This window comes from Bacillus sp. FSL L8-0528, assembly GCF_038593085.1.
Classification (GTDB): Bacteria; Bacillota; Bacilli; order Bacillales; family Bacillaceae; genus Bacillus; species Bacillus paralicheniformis.
Genome location: NZ_CP151961.1, coordinates 2,432,281 through 2,450,667, shown reverse-complemented (window position 1 = coordinate 2,450,667; position 18,387 = coordinate 2,432,281). Strand labels below are relative to the sequence as shown.

Below are 18,387 nucleotides of genomic sequence, written 5' to 3'. Positions count from 1 at the left end.
TCACTCCGTTTCTGGATGTTGCGGATTAACGAGCATCCCGTGGATCAAAAGATCCGTGATTTGTTTTGCGAGACTTGACGGGTCTTTTGATCCGTTAAGCAAATAGATATCGGCAAGGTGCTCAATCATGCCTGTCAGGCATTCGGCAACGGTCTCCATTTCCAGGCCGGACCGGAAGTAGCCAAGCTTCTGTTCTGCTTTCAAGTTTTCTTTCAAGGCCAGTGTTAAATCTTTTTTCATTTCATATGCTTCCGGGCTGAGAAAAAAACCGATGCGGGTCAAATCCAGGTCCTCTGCCAAAAACCGAAATACAGCCTCGACAGCGGCCGTTACCCGTTTTGAGACGAGTTTTTTCTCGATTCCTTTTTCTAAACGAAACGATTCGATCAGATTTTTTAAGCTCGCGTGAAAGCCATTGATCAGCTCGTTATAGATGGCGTCTTTGCTTGGAAAGTATAAGTAGAAAGACGGCTGAGTCAGCCCCGCTCTTTTGACAATCGTACTTACTTTCGTCTCATGGAATCCCCGGTTTGCAAATTCGTTTGCAGCGACTGCGAGCAGCCGCTTCCGGCTTTCTTTGCCTTTGCGTCCCTTTTCATTTCCCACATCCATCCGCCTCCAAAATAATACTTCTGAGTAATGTTACTAAAAAGTATTATTTCATGCGATCCTTCTTGATGTCAATCAAAATCATTCGATTTTCTTTTTCAGAAAGCCAGTCTCTCACATAGTGATACAGTCGTCCGTATTCCTTCAGCTTGGCGCGGATTTCCCATGCTTTGCCCGACATGACGATGCGGTTGTTCAGCCGGTAGACCTTCATGGCGCGTCCCCCTTCCATGGTGTATGATAAAATGTATGGGATCAAAAGCCAGAGCAGAACTTAGGAGATGATCAAACTGAAGCATTTAGAGGAGAAAACCATATGTAAAGAAAAACTTTTTTCAGGCAAGGTGATCGATCTTTATCTTGAAGACGTCGAACTGCCGAACGGTAAAACGGGAAAGCGCGAAATCGTGAAGCATCCGGGCGCTGTTGCGGTGCTTGCTTTGACTGATGAAGGAAACATCATTTTGGTGAAGCAGTACAGAAAAGCGCTTGAACGGGCGATCGTTGAAATACCGGCAGGTAAGCTTGAAAAAGGAGAGAAACCTGAATATACCGCGCTGCGGGAGCTTGAGGAAGAGACGGGATACACGGCGGCAAAGCTGGAGAAAATCACCGCTTTTTACACATCGCCGGGCTTTGCGGACGAATTGGTGCACCTGTATCTTGCCGAAGAGCTGACACCGCTTGAAGAAAAGCGCGAACTTGATGAAGACGAATTTGTAGAAGTAATGGAGGTGCCGCTTACAGGCGCGCTGAAACTGATGGAAACTCAGGACATCTATGATGCGAAAACGGCTTATGCCGTGCAGTATCTGGAGCTGAGAAAGGCCCTGCAAGCAAAAAAATGAAAGAAATATTCGCAGACATGCATATCCATATCGGGCGGACGGAATCAGGCCGGCCCGTTAAGATAACGGCTGCCAGAACGCTTACGCTCGACGAAATTTTGATTGAAGCAAGCGAACATAAAGGAATGGAACTGATCGGCATTATAGATTGTCATTCACCGGAGGTGCTGGCGGAAATTGAAAAAGGGGTGTCTTCAGGCCGTTATACAGAGCTTGAAGACGGCGGAATCAAGTATAAAGATACCGTGCTTCTGTGCGGGGCTGAATTGGAAATCAATGATGACAGATGCCGCGGCCCGATTCATGTGCTGGCATTTATGCCGTCGATCTCCGCAATGAAGCAGTTTTCCGCCTGGCTCTCGGAAAGGGTGACGAATATCCACTTGAGCTCCCAGCGCATCTATGAGACGGGCATCGGTCTTCAGCGGAAAGTGAAAGAACTCGGCGGCTTGTTCATTCCCGCGCACATTTTTACACCGCATAAGAGCCTGTATGGAAAAGGAGTCAAATTTTCGCTGCAAGAAGTGTTTGATCCGAAGATGATTGATGCGGTTGAACTCGGGCTGAGCAGCGACACCGATATGGCTTCACACGTATCCGAACTGAATCCTTATGCATTTTTGACCAATTCGGACGCCCATTCTCTTGGGAAAATCGGCAGGGAGTATAATAAGCTCCACATTAAACATGCCAGCTTTCAAGAGTTTTCACTTGCTTTAAAAGGACAAGAGGGGCGCTGCATTGCCGCCAATTACGGAATGAATCCGCAGCTGGGCAAATATTTTCAAACCGCTTGTGAAACATGCGGCCGTTTGCAGGAGGCAGGTGAAACGGTGTGTAAAGCGTGCGGAAGCCGAAAGTTTACAAAAGGCGTCAGCACACGTCTAACGGAGCTTTACGATCAGGATAAAAGCCCGGTCAAACGCCCGCCGTACGTTCACCAGGTTCCGCTGCAGCTGATCCCCGGCATCGGTCCGAAAACGATTCAGAAGCTGAAAGATGCTTTCGGCACTGAGATGAATATCCTTCACCGGGTAAAAGAAGGCGAACTAAAAGAAACCATTCGTCCGCAGACGGCTGAGCTCGTGATCAAAGCAAGGAACGGGGATTTAGAGCTGAAAGCCGGAGGCGGCGGAACCTATGGAAAAGTGCAGAGCTGAAGGGGGCTTTAGAAAAAGGGATGGAGTGGAAACTAAAATCGTATGAGGAATTGTCGAAGGAAGAGCTGTACCGCATCATCAAGCTTAGAATAGACGTCTTTATCGTTGAACAAAACTGTCCGTATCACGAGCTTGATCACTTAGATGAGCGGGCACACCATTTATTTCTGAGCCAAGAAGGAGAGATCGCTGCGTATTGCAGGCTGTTCCCGAGCGGTACGGCTTACCCGGAGGCATCAATCGGCCGGGTGATCGTCCGCAAAGAGGACAGGGGAAAGGGATATGCGCAGACGCTTCTTGATCAAGCGCTCCGGTTTTTGGAAGGCGAGCGGGGAGAAAAAAGAGTCAAGATCAGCGCCCAGAATCATTTGCGTTCCTTTTACGGCTCCTTCGGATTTAAAGCAATATCAGACATCTATATGGAGGACGGCATTCCGCATGTGGATATGATCAAAACGGCAGAAACCGTTTGACTTGCGTTCAGAACCCCGCCTTTCTATAATAGTAAGGTAAAAATTTGACAGGAGAGTGGGGAACATGGCCAAAAGCAAGGCAAGGAAAAAGCGCGAGCACATGTTGAGAAACACAGGCAGAGATGCCGCCGCATCAAGAGGCAAGGCGCCTGACTTCAGCACGCACGTCAGAAAAACGAAAAGCAGGCGGGAAGAGCTTGCAAAGCTGCATATGAAACATAAACGAAAGAACCCTTATGATTTGCTTCATGAAGATTATAAGGGTTCTTTTTTTAGAAGATGCGCGAATACATGCATGTGTCCCGATGTTCGCTTAAATCATTCGAAAGGTCATCGCTTTGTAAAACGGCCTCCAGCTTAAAACCGAGGCGCTCCGCCATTTTTCTGCTTTTCGTGTTCATGCTGTCACAGCATATCTCAAGCCGCTTGGCTTTGATGTGTCCCCTCGCAAAATCAATCAGTCCGTTAAGCGCTTCTGTCATGTACCCCTGTCCGGCAAATTCAGAACTGCGCCAATAGCCGATTTCAAACCGTTTCGCTTTCCAGTTCATGCGGTGAAGGCCTGTGCTGCCAACGAACTTCCCCGTTTCTTTATGGAAAATATGCATCCGTAAATCGTTACGCAGAATAAAATCGGCCTGTGCCTGCCTGACATTGATTTCTACATGTTCTTCCTCGGGTATCTCCCTTGCAAACGGCATCCACGGCTTGAGCTCTGAAAACGAAGCTGTAATAGCGTCATATACAGCCTTGCCGTCGCCGGCGCGCGGCGCTCTGATCAGCAGACGCTCCGTTTCAAAGCTGTCCGGAAAATCAAGCAGTATCGGATTCATAGCGTATTCCTCCTGCAGACGTTATTCATGGAATCTTGCCATCGCAACGACGTGATCCGAAACGGCTTAACTGCCGCACTCGGCTCCCGTTTGCATCGTCTCTTTCTGTAGAATTGTGGAAAATATTTGATGATATGAGTCTATCATAAGCGGCCTCTGAAAAAAAGCGGACAGAAGAAAAGGCGTTTTTCTCTAGCAAAAAATCTTTTTTCCCATATTAATTATCCGCTTATTTTTCTTCCGTCTTCGTATTGAGCCGTTTCATTTAAAATGGAGGCCGGCGGATGGATGCGCATCAAAAGGATATAGGCGAAGGAAGCGATCAGCACGCCCGAAAACCAGGAGACGTCATAAAGCGGCTTCATGGCGGGGATGTAAGAGCCGATCAGAGACATCAGCGCTCCGAGAGCAACCGCAGCAAAAGCCCTGTAATTATAGCCTTTATAATACATGTACTGCCCGGTTGCAGAATAGAGATCTTCGAGGCAGAGCGTGCGCTTCCGGATGATAAAATAATCGGCAAGCATAACGCCTGCGACCGGCCCCAATATGCCGCCGATTGTGCCGAGAAACGAAAACACGCTCGCTTCATTCTCCATCAGCTCCCATGGGAAAGTGAACAGGGCCAAAACAGCTGTCAAATAGCTGCCTCGCTTAAAATCGATATATTTCGGCAAAAAATTGGCCAGGTCATAGGCCGGCGAGACAATATTCGCTGCAACGTTTACCGAAATGGCGGCGATGCAAAGTGTAATGACCGAAAGCGCGATCACATACGGGTTGTCAAAATGGGCGAGAATATCGACAACATCCCAAATCGGCTCCCCGAAGGCAGCCTGTGAGCCGGAGGTGACGGTAATGCTTGCAAATGCAAACAGAACGAATGTGCCCGGCAAACCGTAAAACTGCCCTCTGATTTGTTCTTTTTGAGAGGCTGCAAACCTCGTAAAATCAGGAATGTTCAAAATGAGTGTCGCCCATATGCCGATAATCCCCGTCACACCGGCAAGAAACGGCCAAATCAATTCGCCGAATGTCTGAAATTTTCCCGGCTGCGAATAAATCGGACCGAGTCCTCCCGCAATATCGACCGCCCACCACACCATTCCGCCAAAGACGAGATAAACGAGCGGACCGGCCCAGACTTCAAACTTTCTAATCGACTCCATCCCGTGGTGGAGGACAAGCAGATGAATTCCCCAAAAGAAAACAAATGACAAAAGACCCGATAAATGCAATCCAAACAAGTTCCAATCGCCGCCGATGTCTTTCCAGCCGCTCCACATATTTAAGATCAGGATGTTAAGCGCCATGCTTCCCGCAAACGCTTGAATGCCGAACCACATAATCGCCACAAAGCCTCGGAGGAGCGCCGGAATATTAGCCCCGTATATCCCGAAAGAAGACCTGATTAACACGGGAAAAGGCACGCCGTATTTTGCGCCGGCATGTCCATTCAATGCGAGGGCTGCATAGAGCACGACCGAAGCGACAGCGATAATCCCAAGCACCTGCCACGGAGAAAGCCCGATCGCTATCAGTCCGCCAACCGTTGCGTAAGTCGGGATGTTATGGATGCAGCCCATCCAGATCGATGCGAAATTGACCGCTTTCCATGTGCGTTCCTCAGGCTTCAGAGGCTGCAGGTCGCTGTTTGAGAGTGTGCGGTCTGATTGAACTTTTTCATAATGGACAGATTTCATGTAATCCCTCCGGTTATTTTTAAGGAAAAATATAACTTATTATTCTGAAAAATTCATTAGATAAACTAAACAAATGTTTCAATGCGTTTGTTGAGGTTGACTAAACGAGCCGTTTGAAACCGTTATAAAAATATTGATTTTTATGAAACAGTTGTCTATCTCGATCATAGGATAAAAGACCAGGTTGAAATTACTCCGTATTATAATGAAAGCGTTTTCTGATCAGCGGAGAAAAAGGTGAAACTGAAGGGGGTTAACAAATAATGAAGAAAATTTTATTGGTTTGCGCGGCCGGCATGTCAACGAGCCTGCTTGTCAGCAGAATGAAAAAGCATGCCGAGGCGCTGAACGAAGAGGTCGACATCATCGCACTGCCTGTATCCGAAGCCGGGACCGCCGCGTCAAGCGCGGACGTCGTATTGCTGGGGCCGCAAGTCAGGTACCAAAAGTCACAGGTTGAGGCGAGCGCGGGAGACACACCGGTTCAGGTGATCGACATGCGCGACTACGGCACCATGAACGGCGAAGCTGTGCTGCAAAAAGCGCTGCAGCTGATGAAATAAAAAGGAGGGGAGACAGGGATGAGCGGGTTTATGGAGAAGTTTGAGCGGAACGTGGAACGGTTTTTGGTTCCCGTTGCTGCAAAACTGAACTCACAGCGCCATATATGTGCGATCAGAGATGCTTTTATTCTATCATTTCCGATTATTATGGCAGGATCGATTATCATTTTATTGAATTTTGCTATTTTATCTCCGGACGGGTTTATCGCCAACATTTTGTTCCTTGAAAAGATATTTCCGAACTTGGCTGATTATCAGTCGGTCTTTACCCCCGTACTGCGGGGGTCGCTCGATATTATGTCGATATTTGTCGTGTTTCTCGTCGCACGCAATTTAGCCATCTCAATGAAAGCGGATGAACTGCTAGCCGGATTAACGGCCGTATCCTGTTATTTTATCATTTATTCACCGTACCGCCTGATCGAAAACGAGAGCTTTTTAACGACGAAGTGGCTCGGCGCCCAAGGACTGTTCGTCGCCTTAATCATCGGGATCCTCGTCGGTGAAGTGTTCAGCAGGCTTTCAAATGCTAAGCGCCTGCAAATTCATATGCCTCCGCAGGTGCCGCCTGCGGTTGCCCGGACATTTAAAGTGCTGTTTCCGATCATCTTCATTACGATTGGTTTTGCGTTGTTAAGCTTTGCGCTGATGTCTCTGTCGAAAAACGGTTTGCATGAATTGGTATATACCGTGCTGCAGGCGCCGTTGAGAGAGATGGGAACGAATATTTTCACTGTTGTTTTTCTTGGAATCGTCGCCAACTTTTTATGGCTGTTCGGCATTCACGGTCCGAATACAATCGCGGCGATCAGAGAAACGATCTTTGCCGAAGCAAACCTTGAAAATCTCGCTTTTGCCGCCAAAACAGGCTCTGCCTGGAACGCTCCGTTTCCTGAAACATGGGCGCTGAATGACGCCTTTGCAAACTACGGGGGATCAGGCATGACGCTGGGGCTTTTGATCGCAATATTCATCGCTTCAAAGCGCCGGGATTATAAAGATATCGGCAAGCTTTCGATCGGGCCGGGGATATTTAACATTAATGAACCTGTTATTTTCGGACTTCCAGTCGTGCTCAATCCGATCTTCATGATTCCCTTTATCATCGTTCCGGCAGTCAACACTGTCATCGGCTACTTGTTCATCAAGTTTCAGCTGATTCCGCCGATCGCATACGCTGTTCCGTGGACAACGCCCGGGCCGTTGATTCCGTTTCTCGGGACCGGAGGAAACTGGTTTGCGCTCGGGGTCGGCTTTCTTTGCCTCACCATTTCAACAGTGATTTATCTGCCGTTTGTAATGGCAGCCAACAAGACTGTGAATACGGACAGGGAGCATTCTTCGGAAAACAGGGAGGAATCATAACGTTATCGGGGCGCCTTTTACGGGCGCCTGTCTTTTTTCAAAAAAAGTCATGCGGCTCTCTTTTCTCTCATACAATCTATTAAAATCAAAAGCACGTCTGGGAGGAAGATACATGCGGAAGCCCACAATCAAAGAGCTCATCTTTCAACATATGAAGGACCATCTGTCGATCTATTTATTTGTTTCAGTGCTGTTTTTAATGGGTGTGATTTTCGGCGCGGTCATCGTCAACAGCATGACGATCGGTCAAAAAGAAGATTTGTTCTACTATTTGAATCGATTTTTTGGACAGCTTTCCGAAGGAAAAGCAGCCAGCTCAAAGGAAATGTTTTTGCAGAGCTTTCTTCATAATATGAAATATTTAGGCTTAATGTGGATTCTCGGGATTTCCATCATCGGCTTGCCCGTCATTTTTATCATGGTCTTCTTAAAAGGGATCGTCGTCGGATTTACAGTCGGCTTTCTGGTCAATCAAATGGGAATCAACGGCTTTTTCCTGTCTTTTGTCTCCGTGCTCCCGCAAAATATTCTGCTGATCCCGGCTTACTTGATCATGGGGACTTGCGCCATCGCTTTTTCGATGAGGCTCATCCGCCAGCTTTTTGTCAAACGCAGCCTTGCAGAAGCGCCTGTCCATTGGTTTGGCCGCTACGCTTTTGTGCTCGTCCTGATTCTCGGGATGTCTCTTATATCCTCTTCCTTTGAAGCATATCTTTCGCCGGTGTTGATGGAAAAGCTGACGGAGTACGTCTTGCCGAAACAGCATTAATTTATAATAATTATTAAAAAATATTCATTTTGTTTCTCAATTTATAATGATTATAGTTGGCTCCCTGCGCTTGTTTTGTTATAATAAGCTAGGTAATGCGGCGTAGGAGGGAAAGTCAATGGAAACACGTATTGATCGGATTAAAAAGCAACTGCATTCTTCCAGCTATAAACTCACCCCTCAGCGCGAGGCTACTGTAAGGGTGCTGCTTGAGAATGAGGAAGACCATTTAAGCGCAGAAGATGTATACCTCCTCGTAAAAGAGAAATCTCCTGAGATTGGTCTTGCGACAGTATATCGGACTCTTGAACTGTTAACTGAATTAAAAGTAGTGGATAAAATCAATTTTGGCGACGGTGTGTCAAGATATGACCTCCGTAAAGAAGGTGCCGCCCATTTCCATCACCACCTCGTTTGCATGGAATGCGGTTCGGTTGTTGAGATTGAAGAAGATTTGCTTGAAGACGTGGAAGAAATCATTGAAAAGGATTGGAAATTTAAAATAAAAGACCACAGGCTGACGTTCCACGGCATCTGTCATGACTGTCAGCAAAAGGAATCGGAATAGTCTAAACCGGAGAGAACCCTTTCAGCCATGAGCGGGTTCTTTTTTGATTCAGACGTATAAAACTTGTCTCATTTGGCATAAGTTTTAGTAATCGAATCAAAAGAAGGGACCTGAAACCGTATGAAAATGCTGAAAACGGCTGCCGATATGATCAAGGTGTTCGTGCTGTTTACCGGTTTTACCGTCTTGTTTTATTATGCTATGATATGGATAAATTCAGAGTATGAAAACTATCATCGGTATGATAAACCTGAAGGAGCAGCCCTCAAGGTCGCCTCGATGGAAGGGGACGAGCAGGGCAGCTGGTTTAACCGGTTAATCTTTTTTTATTTAAACGGGGAGTAGGATAGCGTGAAAGTTCATATTAAAGACTTTATCCACTATGCCGTTGTTGAACGGGGGCTTTCCCACAACACGGTTGTGAGCTATGAACGGGATTTGAACAGCTACGCCGCCTATTTAGAGGAACAGGAGCAGCTGAGCTCTTTTGACCAGGTGACTAGGCTTACCATCATCCAGTTTTTAAAGCATTTAAAAGACGCCGGAAAATCCGGTAAGACGATTGCGAGGCATCTCGCTTCCATCCGCAGTTTTCACCAGTTTTTGCTGAGGGAAAAAGTAACGGCCCAGGACCCGTCCGTCCATATTGAGTCACAAAAAACGGAACGGACGCTCCCGAAGGTGCTGTCATTACAGGAAGTCGAAACGCTTCTGGATACGCCGAAGCTGACGGGGCCGTTTGGCTACCGCGATAAAGCGATGCTGGAGTTATTGTATGCGACAGGAATCCGCGTCAGCGAGATGATCGCATTAAAGCTGTCCGATGTCCATTTATCGATGGGCTTTATCCGCTGCTTCGGGAAAGGAAGAAAGGAGCGGATCGTTCCGCTCGGCGAAGCGGCGTCACATGCGGTCGGCGAATATCTGTCAAAAGCGAGGGGAAAGCTTTTGAAAAAAAATTCCGAAGACGCCCTGTTTCTGAATCACCACGGCAGACAGATGAGCCGGCAGGGATTTTGGAAAAATTTAAAGAAAATCGCCTTGGAAGCGGGAATTAATAAAGAGCTGACGCCGCATACGCTGAGGCACTCATTCGCCACACACCTGCTCGAAAACGGAGCCGATCTCCGGGCCGTTCAGGAAATGCTCGGACACGCCGACATTTCGACGACGCAAATTTATACGCACGTGACGAAAACAAGGCTGAAAGACGTATATAAGCAATACCATCCCCGTGCATAGCCTAAAAGAAGAGGCGAAAGCACGGTTTTTCATGTTGAGTGAGCAGCAAATTGCGGGAAGTTTCTCACTATTCCCGTTCGTATTGTCAACTGTTGTGTAAACGGTTTATACTTGGCTAATAGCGGTATTTTGGTTTTTTTATGCCAAGCGTGACAGCCAACAGCTGACAGAAAGAAAAAAAGGAGGCCGACAAATGCCTGCATTTGATTACAACCGCGTATTTTTAATTGTGATGGATTCCGTTGGAATCGGCGAGGCGCCTGATGCCGATAAATTTAATGACAAAGGCGCAGATACATTGGGCCATATTGCCGAACACATGGGAGGCATCAGCCTGCCGAACATGTCGAAGCTCGGACTCAGCAACATCCGAGAAATCAAAGGTGTCGAAAAGGCAGAAGAGCCGCTTGCCTATTACGGCAAAATGAAAGAAGCCTCAAACGGAAAAGATACGATGACTGGTCATTGGGAGATAATGGGGCTTTACATAGACAAACCTTTCCGGGTGTTTCCCGAAGGTTTTCCGGACGAATTGATCCATGAACTTGAACAGAAGTCCGGAAGAAAAGTGATTGGAAACAAGCCTGCATCAGGCACTGCGATTTTGGATGAGCTCGGTGCGGAGCATATGGAAACCGGCGCGCTGATCGTCTACACCTCAGCGGACTCCGTTCTGCAGATTGCCGCACACGAAGAAGTCGTGCCTCTCGAGGAACTGTACAAAATCTGTGAGATCGCGCGCGAGCTTACGCTTGACGAGAAATATATGGTCGGACGCGTCATTGCGAGGCCGTTTGTCGGCAAGCCGGGCGAATTTAAACGGACGCCGAACCGCCATGATTATGCGCTGAAGCCGTTTGACAGAACCGTGATGAATGAATTGAAAGATGACAGCTTTGATGTGATTGCGATCGGCAAAATCTCCGATATCTACGACGGCGAGGGCATTACAGAATCGCTTAGAACGAAGTCGAATATGGACGGGATGGACAAGCTGGTGCAAACGCTTGACAAAGATTTTACAGGGATCAGCTTTGTAAACCTCGTGGACTTTGACGCGCTGTTCGGACACCGCCGCGATCCTGAAGGATACGGAAAAGCGCTCGAAGAATTCGACGCGCGCCTTCCTGAAGTATTTGAAAAGATGCGTGAAGACGATCTGCTCATCATTACCGCCGACCACGGCAATGATCCGGTTCACCATGGCACAGATCATACAAGGGAGTACGTGCCGCTTCTTGTATACAGCAAAAAGCACGAAAAGCCCGGTGCACTTCCGCTCGCAGAAACATTCGCGGACATCGGCGCGACGATTGCCGACAACTTTAAAACGAATATGCCAAAGTACGGAAAAAGCTTTTTATCCCTGCTGAAATAGGAGGAAACGACGTGAAACAGATGATTGCAAATGCCACAGACTATATTAAAAGCAAAACAGAAATCAAACCGGCAGTCGGCCTGATTTTGGGATCGGGCCTTGGCGTGCTTGCTGATGAAATAAAAGACGCCGTTCGCATTAAATATGAAGACATCCCGGATTTTCCTGTTTCCACTGTTGAAGGGCATGCCGGACAGCTTGTCATCGGCAGACTTGAAAATGTGCAAGTCGTCGCGATGCAAGGGCGTTTTCATTTTTACGAAGGGTATTCAATGGACAAGGTAACCTTCCCGGTACGTGTCATGAAAGAGCTCGGAATCGAGACTTTAATCGTGACCAATGCCGCAGGCGGCGTCAATGAATCGTTCCGTCCCGGCGATTTGATGATCATATCCGATCATATCAATTATATGGGAACGAATCCGCTGATCGGGCCGAACGATTCCTCGCTGGGCGTCAGGTTCCCTGACATGTCATCCGCATATGATAAAGAACTGCGCCTCTTGGCGAAAAAAACAGCCGAAGAATTGAATATCAGTGTACAAGAAGGGGTTTACACAGCCGTCACAGGACCTACATACGAAACGCCTGCCGAAGTGCGCTTCCTCAGAACGATCGGATCGGATGCCGTCGGCATGTCAACGGTTCCGGAAGTCATCGTGGCAAAACATGCGGGCCTCCGCGTGCTCGGTATTTCGTGTATATCAAACGCGGCAGCCGGAATCCTCGATCAGCCGCTCTCCCATGACGAAGTGATCGAAGTTACCGAAAAAGTAAAAGCCGACTTTTTACGGTTTGTTAAAGCGGCCGTCGCCAAAATCGGCTAAAACCTCAGCGAAATTGAAATGTGAGCCAATGCAAGTTCAAATAAGAACCTGCATTGGCTCTTTCTTTTTGACTGAGGAGAAACTTTTTCCAATCAATCCGTATAAATCCAACCGGATTGGAAAAAATAGAGAGGATTACGAAATGGAGGTCTGGGTGATGAAACGTCATTTATCCAAATTGCTGATTTTTACGATAATCCTGATGACTGCGCCGCCGGCGTTTGCAAAGGAAAGCGCAAAGAAACCGTCGGAGCTTGCTGATGATGCAAAATCTGCCGTTTTAATCGAGCGGGATACCGGTAAGGTGATGTATGACAAGAACAGCCGTGAAAAGCTTCCCCCGGCCAGCATGACAAAAGTGATGACCATGCTGTTGATCATGGAAGCTCTTGATGAAGGCAAGATCAAAATGAAAGACAAAGTCAGAACAAGCGAGTATGCCGCTTCAATGGGGGGATCGCAAATTTTCCTTGAGCCCGGCGAAGAAATGACGGTTGAAGATATGCTGAAAGGGATCGCCATCGGCTCGGGTAATGATGCCTCTGTTGCAATGGCAGAGCATATTGCCGGGTCTGAAGAGGAATTTGTCAAAAGAATGAATGAAAAAGCCGCTGAGCTCGGCCTCAAGGATACGTCTTTTCAAAATACGACAGGTCTGCCTGAAGAAGGCCACTACAGCACAGCCTATGACATGGCGCTCATGGCGAAAGAGCTTTTAAAATATGAAAACATCACGAAATTTACGGGAACGTATGAAGACTATCTAAGAGAAAACTCTGATAAAAAATTCTGGCTCGTCAACACAAACCGCCTCATCAAATTTTATCCCGGCGTTGACGGAGTCAAGACCGGTTTTACTAATGAAGCAAAGTACTGCCTGACAGCTTCAGCGAAAAAAGGAAACATGCGCGTCATCGCTGTCGTTTTTGGAGCCAGCACGCCGAAAGAGCGAAATGCCCAAATCACAAAAATGCTTGATTTTGCGTTCAGCCAATATGAAACGCATCCGATGTATGAACGCAATGAAATTATTTCCGATTTGAAGGTCAATAAAGGCCGTGAGCAAAAAATAAACCTTGTCACATCGGAACCGATTTCCCTTTTGACGAAAAAAGGCGAAAATATCGAATCTGTCAAAAAAGAAATCAAACAGAAGGAAGATATCCAGGCCCCTGTCAAAAAAGGCACAGAGCTTGGGACGCTCGTATTGAAAAAGGACGGAAAGGTTCTCGCTGAAAGCCCTCTTGTCGCGGAAAAAGACATGGATAAAGCAGGGATGTGGACGATGTTCAAGCGAACGATGACCCACTGGACGAAGTGGAGTGAATAATGCCGAACGGTCACTAGTTTTGTCACGGTGAAGGAATTTATTAAGTCTGAAGCGAAACACTCATTATCCGATTTAAACCAAGGAGGAATGAGGATGAGCCTCGGAATCGATATTCACGTCAAAGAATCCGTACTATGCATTCGGTTGACAGGTGAACTCGATCACCATACAGCAGAAACCTTGAGAAAACAAGTCAGTGACCATCTGGAACAATCCGGCATTCGCCATATTGTCATGAATCTTGCAGACCTTTCGTTTATGGACAGTTCAGGGCTTGGCGTCGTGCTCGGCAGATATAAGGAGATTAAGCAGCTCGGCGGAGAAATGATCGTCTGCGCCATTTCCCCTGCTGTCAAACGTTTATTTGATATGTCCGGGCTGTTTAAAATCATTCGCCTTGAGCAATCAGAGCAGCGTGCACTTGAAACGTTGGGGGTGGCGTCATGAAAAATGAAATGAACATTCAGTTTACAGCGCTCAGCCAAAATGAATCGTTTGCACGGGTGACAGTCGCTGCTTTTATCGCTCAGCTTGACCCGACGATGGATGAACTGACCGAAATTAAAACGGTCGTATCCGAAGCGGTCACAAACGCGATCATTCACGGTTATGAAAACTCAGGGCAGGGAAACGTATATATTTCCGTCACTCTCGAGGACCATATTGTCTATTTAACGATCCGCGACGAAGGAGTCGGCATCCCTGATCTTGAAGAAGCGCGCCAGCCCCTGTTCACGACAAAGCCTGAACTCGAGCGGTCGGGAATGGGCTTTACGATCATGGAAAATTTCATGGATGATATTTCGATCGACTCCTCACCTGAGATGGGAACCACAATACACTTAACAAAGCACTTATCAAAAAGCAAAGCGCTTTGCAATTAAGGGAGATTTGTTATGGATGTGGAGGTTAAAAAAGAAAACCAGAACACTCAGCTTAAAGACCATGAAGTGAAAGAACTGATTAAAAACAGCCAGAACGGCGATCAAAAAGCAAGGGACCTCCTCATAGAAAAAAACATGCGTCTTGTTTGGTCTGTCGTTCAGCGTTTTTTGAACAGAGGCTATGAGCCTGACGACCTCTTTCAAATCGGCTGCATCGGCCTCTTGAAGTCGGTGGACAAATTCGATCTTTCCTATGACGTTCGGTTTTCCACCTACGCCGTTCCGATGATTATCGGCGAGATTCAGCGGTTTATCAGAGATGACGGAACCGTCAAAGTGAGCCGCTCGCTGAAAGAACTCGGCAACAAAATCCGGCGGGCGAAAGACGAGCTTTCCAAGTCAAACGGCCGGATTCCGACCGTTCAGGAAATCGCCGATTATCTCGAAATCAGTTCAGAAGAGGTCGTGATGGCCCAGGAAGCGGTCCGCTCTCCCTCGTCCATTCATGAAACGGTTTACGAAAACGACGGGGACCCGATTACACTTCTGGACCAAATCGCCGATCAGTCGGAAGAGAAGTGGTTCGATAAAATCGCTTTGAAGGAAGCCATCAAGGATTTGGATGAACGGGAAAAGCTGATTGTTTATTTAAGGTATTACAAAGACAAGACGCAATCTGAAGTTGCCGACCGCCTCGGCATATCCCAGGTGCAAGTCTCGAGGCTTGAGAAAAAGATTTTAAAGCAAATCAAAAACCAGATGGACCATTTTGAAAGCTGAGGCTGCTCATGTTGCAGGCAGCCTCGGATGTCCGATGAAAAACCGGACGCTCTTGGGAGCGTTCCGGTTTTTTTGTGTGGTAATTTATGGTCTTTTGCGCCTTTCTGAATGATAAATGGGATGTACTTCATACTACAACTATAACCATCATATAGGAAGTGACCCAGATGGAACGTCAAGTTTTTATCAGACTCCGCCACCGGCTTGAGGCAGATCCGGATGAATTGATTTTGCTCGGCCATATCGCACAGGTAGCGGGTGACCGCGGATACAAAGAAAAGCTTGAACGGCTGCCTATTTATCAGGTCAGCAAAGCGGATCAAAGCATGGTGGTGCTGGACGTGATGAAGGTGATTGAAGCTGTACATAAATCGTTTCCTGACCTTGATGTCCAAACCGTCGGCGGTTCTGAAACCATCGTGGAGATCCAATATCCGAAAAGGGGTCTGTCGCCCGTGCTTTTCATCGCCGTCTGGCTGCTCTTGTTCGTCGGTGCCGGCCTTGCCGTCATGAACTTTCATGAAGATGTCAGCATGAGGGAAGTGCACATCCTGCTTTACGAAATGGTGACGGGCAAGGTGAACCGCTATCCATACCTTTTGCAGGTTCCGTACAGCATCGGTCTCGGCCTCGGCATGATCTTGTTTTTTAATCATTTATTTAAAAAACGGTTTAACGAGGAGCCCAGCCCCCTGGAGGTCGAGATGTTTAAATATCAGCTTGATTTGGACCATTATGTGGCCATGCACGAAAACAAAGAAACGACAAAGGATATTCATGATCATTAGCGTGATATTTATCATCTTTCTCGGACTCGCAGGAGGGGTTGCTGTTGGATCCGGCTTTGTCGCTTTTCTTACCGTGCTTGGCATTATCCCGAGGCTGACTCAGCTGACGAAAACAAAAGGATTTATCCAGGCGTATGAATGGGCTGTCATTTTAGGCGCGGTTTTCGGAGGATGGGAATCGCTGAACATGTCCCGCTTTTTTTTATCCAAATGGCTGCTTGTTCCGATCGGCCTTTTTGCGGGCGTTTTCATTGGAATGCTTGCAGCGGCGCTAACAGAAGTCTTGAACGTGCTGCCGATACTGGCGAAACGCATCGGGATGGGAGACCGGATTTTGATACTTTTAATGGCCATTGTTTTCGGCAAGATTCTCGGATCGATGTTCCAATGGCTCATTTTTGTTCATTTGTCATAAAAGGAGGATTATGATGTCAAGTTTGAAAGATAATTATCAATCGAAAGTTAAAGCGTATCAGCCTTCACCGCCTTATGTCCTGAACTGTATCAAGGCATTTCTCGTCGGTGGTCTGATTTGTACGATCGGCCAGGCTTTCCAGAATTTTTATATGGCTGTGTTCCATTTTGATGAAAAAACGGCCGGGAACCCGACGGTTGCCACGCTGATCCTGATCTCCGCTCTGTTAACAGGCCTTGGCGTCTACGACAGAATCGGACAGTTTGCCGGCGCTGGTTCTGCCGTTCCGGTTACAGGGTTTGCCAACAGTATGACGAGCGCAGCGCTGGAGCATAAAAGCGAAGGCTACGTCCTCGGCGTAGGGACAAACATGTTCAAGCTTGCGGGAAACGTCATCGTGTTCGGTGTTGTGGCCGCTTATATTGTGGGGATGATCCGCTTTGCCTTTGACAAGCTGTTTTAGGAGGAAAACATCATGAAATTAACAGGAAAACAAACATGGGAATTCGAGAACCCGCTGTTTGTTAACTCAAGCGGAACAGCGGTCGGTCCCAAAGAAAAAGAAGGTCCTCTTGGACACTTATTTGACAAAAGCTATGATGAAATGCACTGCAACCAGAAAAACTGGGAAATGGCAGAGCGCAAGCTGATGGAGGATGCGGTTCAGTCCGCGTTATCAAAACAAAATCTTAAAAAGGAAGACATCGATATCTTTTTGGCTGGCGATCTGCTCAACCAAAACGTGACAGCCAACTATGTGGCGCGGCATTTGAAAATTCCTTTTCTCTGCTTATTTGGAGCATGCTCGACATCAATGGAATCGATCGCGATCAGTTCGGCGTTGATTGACGGGGGTTTCGCAAAGCGCGCCCTAGCGGCAACCAGCAGCCATAATGCTACGGCAGAAAGGCAGTTCCGCTACCCGACGGAATACGGGGGGCAAAAACCGGGAACCGCGACTTCGACAGTGACCGGAAGCGGAGCGGTCGTCCTCAGCCAGCAGCCCGGCGGAATTAAAATTACAAGCGCAACTGTCGGAAGGGTTATCGACTTGGGGATTACCGATTCGCAAGATATGGGGTCGGCGATGGCACCCGCTGCTGCGGATACGATCAAGCAGCATTTGGAGGATCTGGGACGCACCCCTGATGATTACGATCTGATCTTAACCGGCGACCTTTCAGGCGTCGGCAGCCCGATTTTGAAGGATCTGTTAAAAGAGGAAGGAATCAATGTCGGGACAAAACATAATGACTGCGGGCTGATGATCTATACGCCTGACCAGCAAGTTTTTGCAGGTGGAAGCGGATGCGCTTGTTCCGCGGTCGTCACCTTTGCCCATATTTTCAAAGAAATTGAAGCGGGAAGGCTGAACAGAGTGCTTGTTGTCGCGACAGGCGCCCTTTTAAGCCCGACGATCATCCAGCAAAAAGAATCGATACCATGCATTGCCCATGGCGTCGTATTTGAACGGGCCGAAAGGGGGAACGCTTAAGATGGAGTATGTCATTGCTTTTATTGCAGGCGGGCTGATTTGCGTCATCGGACAGCTCTTGCTTGATATCTTCAAAATGACGCCGGCTCATGTCATGTCAACTTTTGTCGTATCTGGAGCGATCCTTGACGGATTCGGCATTTACGACCGTTTTATCGAATTTGCCGGTGCCGGGGCTACAGTCCCGATTGTCAGCTTCGGCCACTCTCTTTTGCACGGCGCGATGCACCAGGCTGAGAAACATGGCTTTATCGGAATCGGCATGGGGATATTTGAACTGACATCTGCCGGTATATCTGCCGCTATCTTGTTCGCTTTTCTTGTTGCCGTGATTTTTAAACCGAAAGGATAAAGGAA

At 47.6% G+C, this 18,387-nt stretch carries 23 protein-coding genes and 2 pseudogenes; 21 read left to right on the top strand and 4 right to left on the bottom strand.

The genetic code is table 11. The features are described 5' to 3' along the window. Both MHI30_RS12435 and mciZ read right to left on the bottom strand, forming a co-directional pair. Complete coding sequence (locus MHI30_RS12435; protein WP_075754078.1) at nt 1-606, bottom strand: TetR/AcrR family transcriptional regulator; 606 nt, start codon at nt 604-606, stop codon at nt 1-3. Between the two features lie 100 nt (nt 607-706). Beyond that, a pseudogene (mciZ, locus tag MHI30_RS12430) lies at nt 707-823 on the bottom strand (Z-ring formation inhibitor MciZ); the annotation flags it as partial. Between the two features lie 76 nt (nt 824-899). Between mciZ and MHI30_RS12425 the strand changes: the two are divergent. The 4 genes and pseudogenes from MHI30_RS12425 to MHI30_RS12410 all read left to right on the top strand — a co-directional run. Then, a complete protein-coding gene (locus MHI30_RS12425) occupies nt 900-1,457 on the top strand; it encodes an NUDIX hydrolase (RefSeq protein ID WP_142238634.1) in 558 nt (185 codons plus the stop codon). Next, nucleotides 1,454-2,617 carry a TIGR00375 family protein gene (locus MHI30_RS12420; protein WP_075754084.1) on the top strand — a complete coding sequence of 388 codons (1,164 nt, stop codon included), beginning with the start codon at nt 1,454-1,456 and terminating at the stop codon, nt 2,615-2,617. The genes MHI30_RS12425 and MHI30_RS12420 overlap by 4 nt, the downstream gene beginning before the upstream one ends. A gap of 20 nt (nt 2,618-2,637) precedes the next feature. Beyond that, the gene (locus MHI30_RS12415; RefSeq protein WP_075754086.1) at nt 2,638-3,090 is read left to right on the top strand and encodes a GNAT family N-acetyltransferase; all 453 of its coding nucleotides are present in this window, start codon (nt 2,638-2,640) and stop codon (nt 3,088-3,090) included. Between the two features lie 64 nt (nt 3,091-3,154). After that, nucleotides 3,155-3,364: pseudogene (locus tag MHI30_RS12410) on the top strand (hypothetical protein); the annotation flags it as partial. On the opposite strand, the gene MHI30_RS12405 reads toward MHI30_RS12410, so the two are convergent. Both MHI30_RS12405 and MHI30_RS12400 read right to left on the bottom strand, forming a co-directional pair. Beyond that, nucleotides 3,363-3,923, bottom strand: a complete 561-nt coding sequence (locus MHI30_RS12405) for a GNAT family N-acetyltransferase (RefSeq protein ID WP_075754088.1) — start codon at nt 3,921-3,923, stop codon at nt 3,363-3,365. The pseudogene MHI30_RS12410 and the gene MHI30_RS12405 sit on opposite strands and share 2 nt — an antisense overlap. Before the next feature lie 221 nt (nt 3,924-4,144). Continuing rightward, entirely contained in the window at nt 4,145-5,626 is a 1,482-nt protein-coding gene (locus MHI30_RS12400) for an NCS1 family nucleobase:cation symporter-1 (protein WP_075754090.1), read from the bottom strand. Between the two features lie 263 nt (nt 5,627-5,889). Between MHI30_RS12400 and MHI30_RS12395 the strand changes: the two genes are divergently transcribed. From MHI30_RS12395 to spoVAE, 17 genes are all read left to right on the top strand, one after another. Then, nucleotides 5,890-6,189 (top strand): PTS sugar transporter subunit IIB, encoded by a 300-nt coding sequence (locus MHI30_RS12395; RefSeq protein ID WP_003183185.1) that lies wholly within the window; start codon nt 5,890-5,892, stop codon nt 6,187-6,189. 18 nt (nt 6,190-6,207) lie between these two features. Then, nucleotides 6,208-7,554 (top strand): PTS sugar transporter subunit IIC, encoded by a 1,347-nt coding sequence (locus MHI30_RS12390; protein WP_075754092.1) that lies wholly within the window; start codon nt 6,208-6,210, stop codon nt 7,552-7,554. 112 nt (nt 7,555-7,666) lie between these two features. Continuing rightward, the gene (spoIIM, locus tag MHI30_RS12385) at nt 7,667-8,323 is read left to right on the top strand and encodes a stage II sporulation protein M (protein WP_075754094.1); all 657 of its coding nucleotides are present in this window, start codon (nt 7,667-7,669) and stop codon (nt 8,321-8,323) included. 118 nt (nt 8,324-8,441) lie between these two features. After that, the gene (gene fur, locus MHI30_RS12380) at nt 8,442-8,891 is read left to right on the top strand and encodes a ferric iron uptake transcriptional regulator (protein ID WP_003183178.1); all 450 of its coding nucleotides are present in this window, start codon (nt 8,442-8,444) and stop codon (nt 8,889-8,891) included. 120 nt (nt 8,892-9,011) lie between these two features. Next, nucleotides 9,012-9,236 carry a YqzK family protein gene (locus tag MHI30_RS12375; RefSeq protein WP_023855929.1) on the top strand — a complete coding sequence of 75 codons (225 nt, stop codon included), beginning with the start codon at nt 9,012-9,014 and terminating at the stop codon, nt 9,234-9,236. A gap of 6 nt (nt 9,237-9,242) precedes the next feature. Then, nucleotides 9,243-10,133, top strand: a complete 891-nt coding sequence (gene xerD / locus MHI30_RS12370) for a site-specific tyrosine recombinase XerD (RefSeq protein WP_023855928.1) — start codon at nt 9,243-9,245, stop codon at nt 10,131-10,133. A 193-nt stretch (nt 10,134-10,326) separates the two neighbouring features. Then, a complete protein-coding gene (deoB, locus tag MHI30_RS12365) occupies nt 10,327-11,511 on the top strand; it encodes a phosphopentomutase (RefSeq protein ID WP_075754096.1) in 1,185 nt (394 codons plus the stop codon). Between the two features lie 20 nt (nt 11,512-11,531). Continuing rightward, entirely contained in the window at nt 11,532-12,338 is an 807-nt protein-coding gene (locus MHI30_RS12360; protein ID WP_075754382.1) for a purine-nucleoside phosphorylase, read from the top strand. A gap of 157 nt (nt 12,339-12,495) precedes the next feature. Then, entirely contained in the window at nt 12,496-13,668 is a 1,173-nt protein-coding gene (locus MHI30_RS12355; protein ID WP_075754098.1) for a D-alanyl-D-alanine carboxypeptidase family protein, read from the top strand. A 93-nt stretch (nt 13,669-13,761) separates the two neighbouring features. Then, nucleotides 13,762-14,115 carry an anti-sigma F factor antagonist gene (gene spoIIAA, locus MHI30_RS12350; RefSeq protein ID WP_020452033.1) on the top strand — a complete coding sequence of 118 codons (354 nt, stop codon included), beginning with the start codon at nt 13,762-13,764 and terminating at the stop codon, nt 14,113-14,115. Further along, on the top strand, nt 14,112-14,552 hold the full coding sequence (spoIIAB, locus tag MHI30_RS12345; RefSeq protein WP_003183165.1) for an anti-sigma F factor: 441 nt from the start codon (nt 14,112-14,114) through the stop codon (nt 14,550-14,552). The genes spoIIAA and spoIIAB overlap by 4 nt, the downstream gene beginning before the upstream one ends. A gap of 12 nt (nt 14,553-14,564) precedes the next feature. Further along, nucleotides 14,565-15,332 (top strand): RNA polymerase sporulation sigma factor SigF, encoded by a 768-nt coding sequence (gene sigF / locus MHI30_RS12340; RefSeq protein ID WP_003183162.1) that lies wholly within the window; start codon nt 14,565-14,567, stop codon nt 15,330-15,332. A gap of 167 nt (nt 15,333-15,499) precedes the next feature. Then, a complete protein-coding gene (locus MHI30_RS12335) occupies nt 15,500-16,120 on the top strand; it encodes a stage V sporulation protein AA (RefSeq protein WP_026699172.1) in 621 nt (206 codons plus the stop codon). After that, nucleotides 16,110-16,535 (top strand): stage V sporulation protein AB, encoded by a 426-nt coding sequence (locus MHI30_RS12330; protein ID WP_003183156.1) that lies wholly within the window; start codon nt 16,110-16,112, stop codon nt 16,533-16,535. The genes MHI30_RS12335 and MHI30_RS12330 overlap by 11 nt, the downstream gene beginning before the upstream one ends. Before the next feature lie 13 nt (nt 16,536-16,548). After that, nucleotides 16,549-16,998, top strand: a complete 450-nt coding sequence (gene spoVAC, locus MHI30_RS12325) for a stage V sporulation protein AC (protein ID WP_003183155.1) — start codon at nt 16,549-16,551, stop codon at nt 16,996-16,998. Nucleotides 16,999-17,010: 12 nt separating this feature from the next. Then, nucleotides 17,011-18,030, top strand: a complete 1,020-nt coding sequence (spoVAD, locus tag MHI30_RS12320) for a stage V sporulation protein AD (RefSeq protein ID WP_009327956.1) — start codon at nt 17,011-17,013, stop codon at nt 18,028-18,030. A gap of 1 nt (nt 18,031) precedes the next feature. After that, complete coding sequence (gene spoVAE, locus MHI30_RS12315; protein WP_003183151.1) at nt 18,032-18,382, top strand: stage V sporulation protein AE; 351 nt, start codon at nt 18,032-18,034, stop codon at nt 18,380-18,382. Nucleotides 18,383-18,387 lie beyond the last annotated feature (5 nt).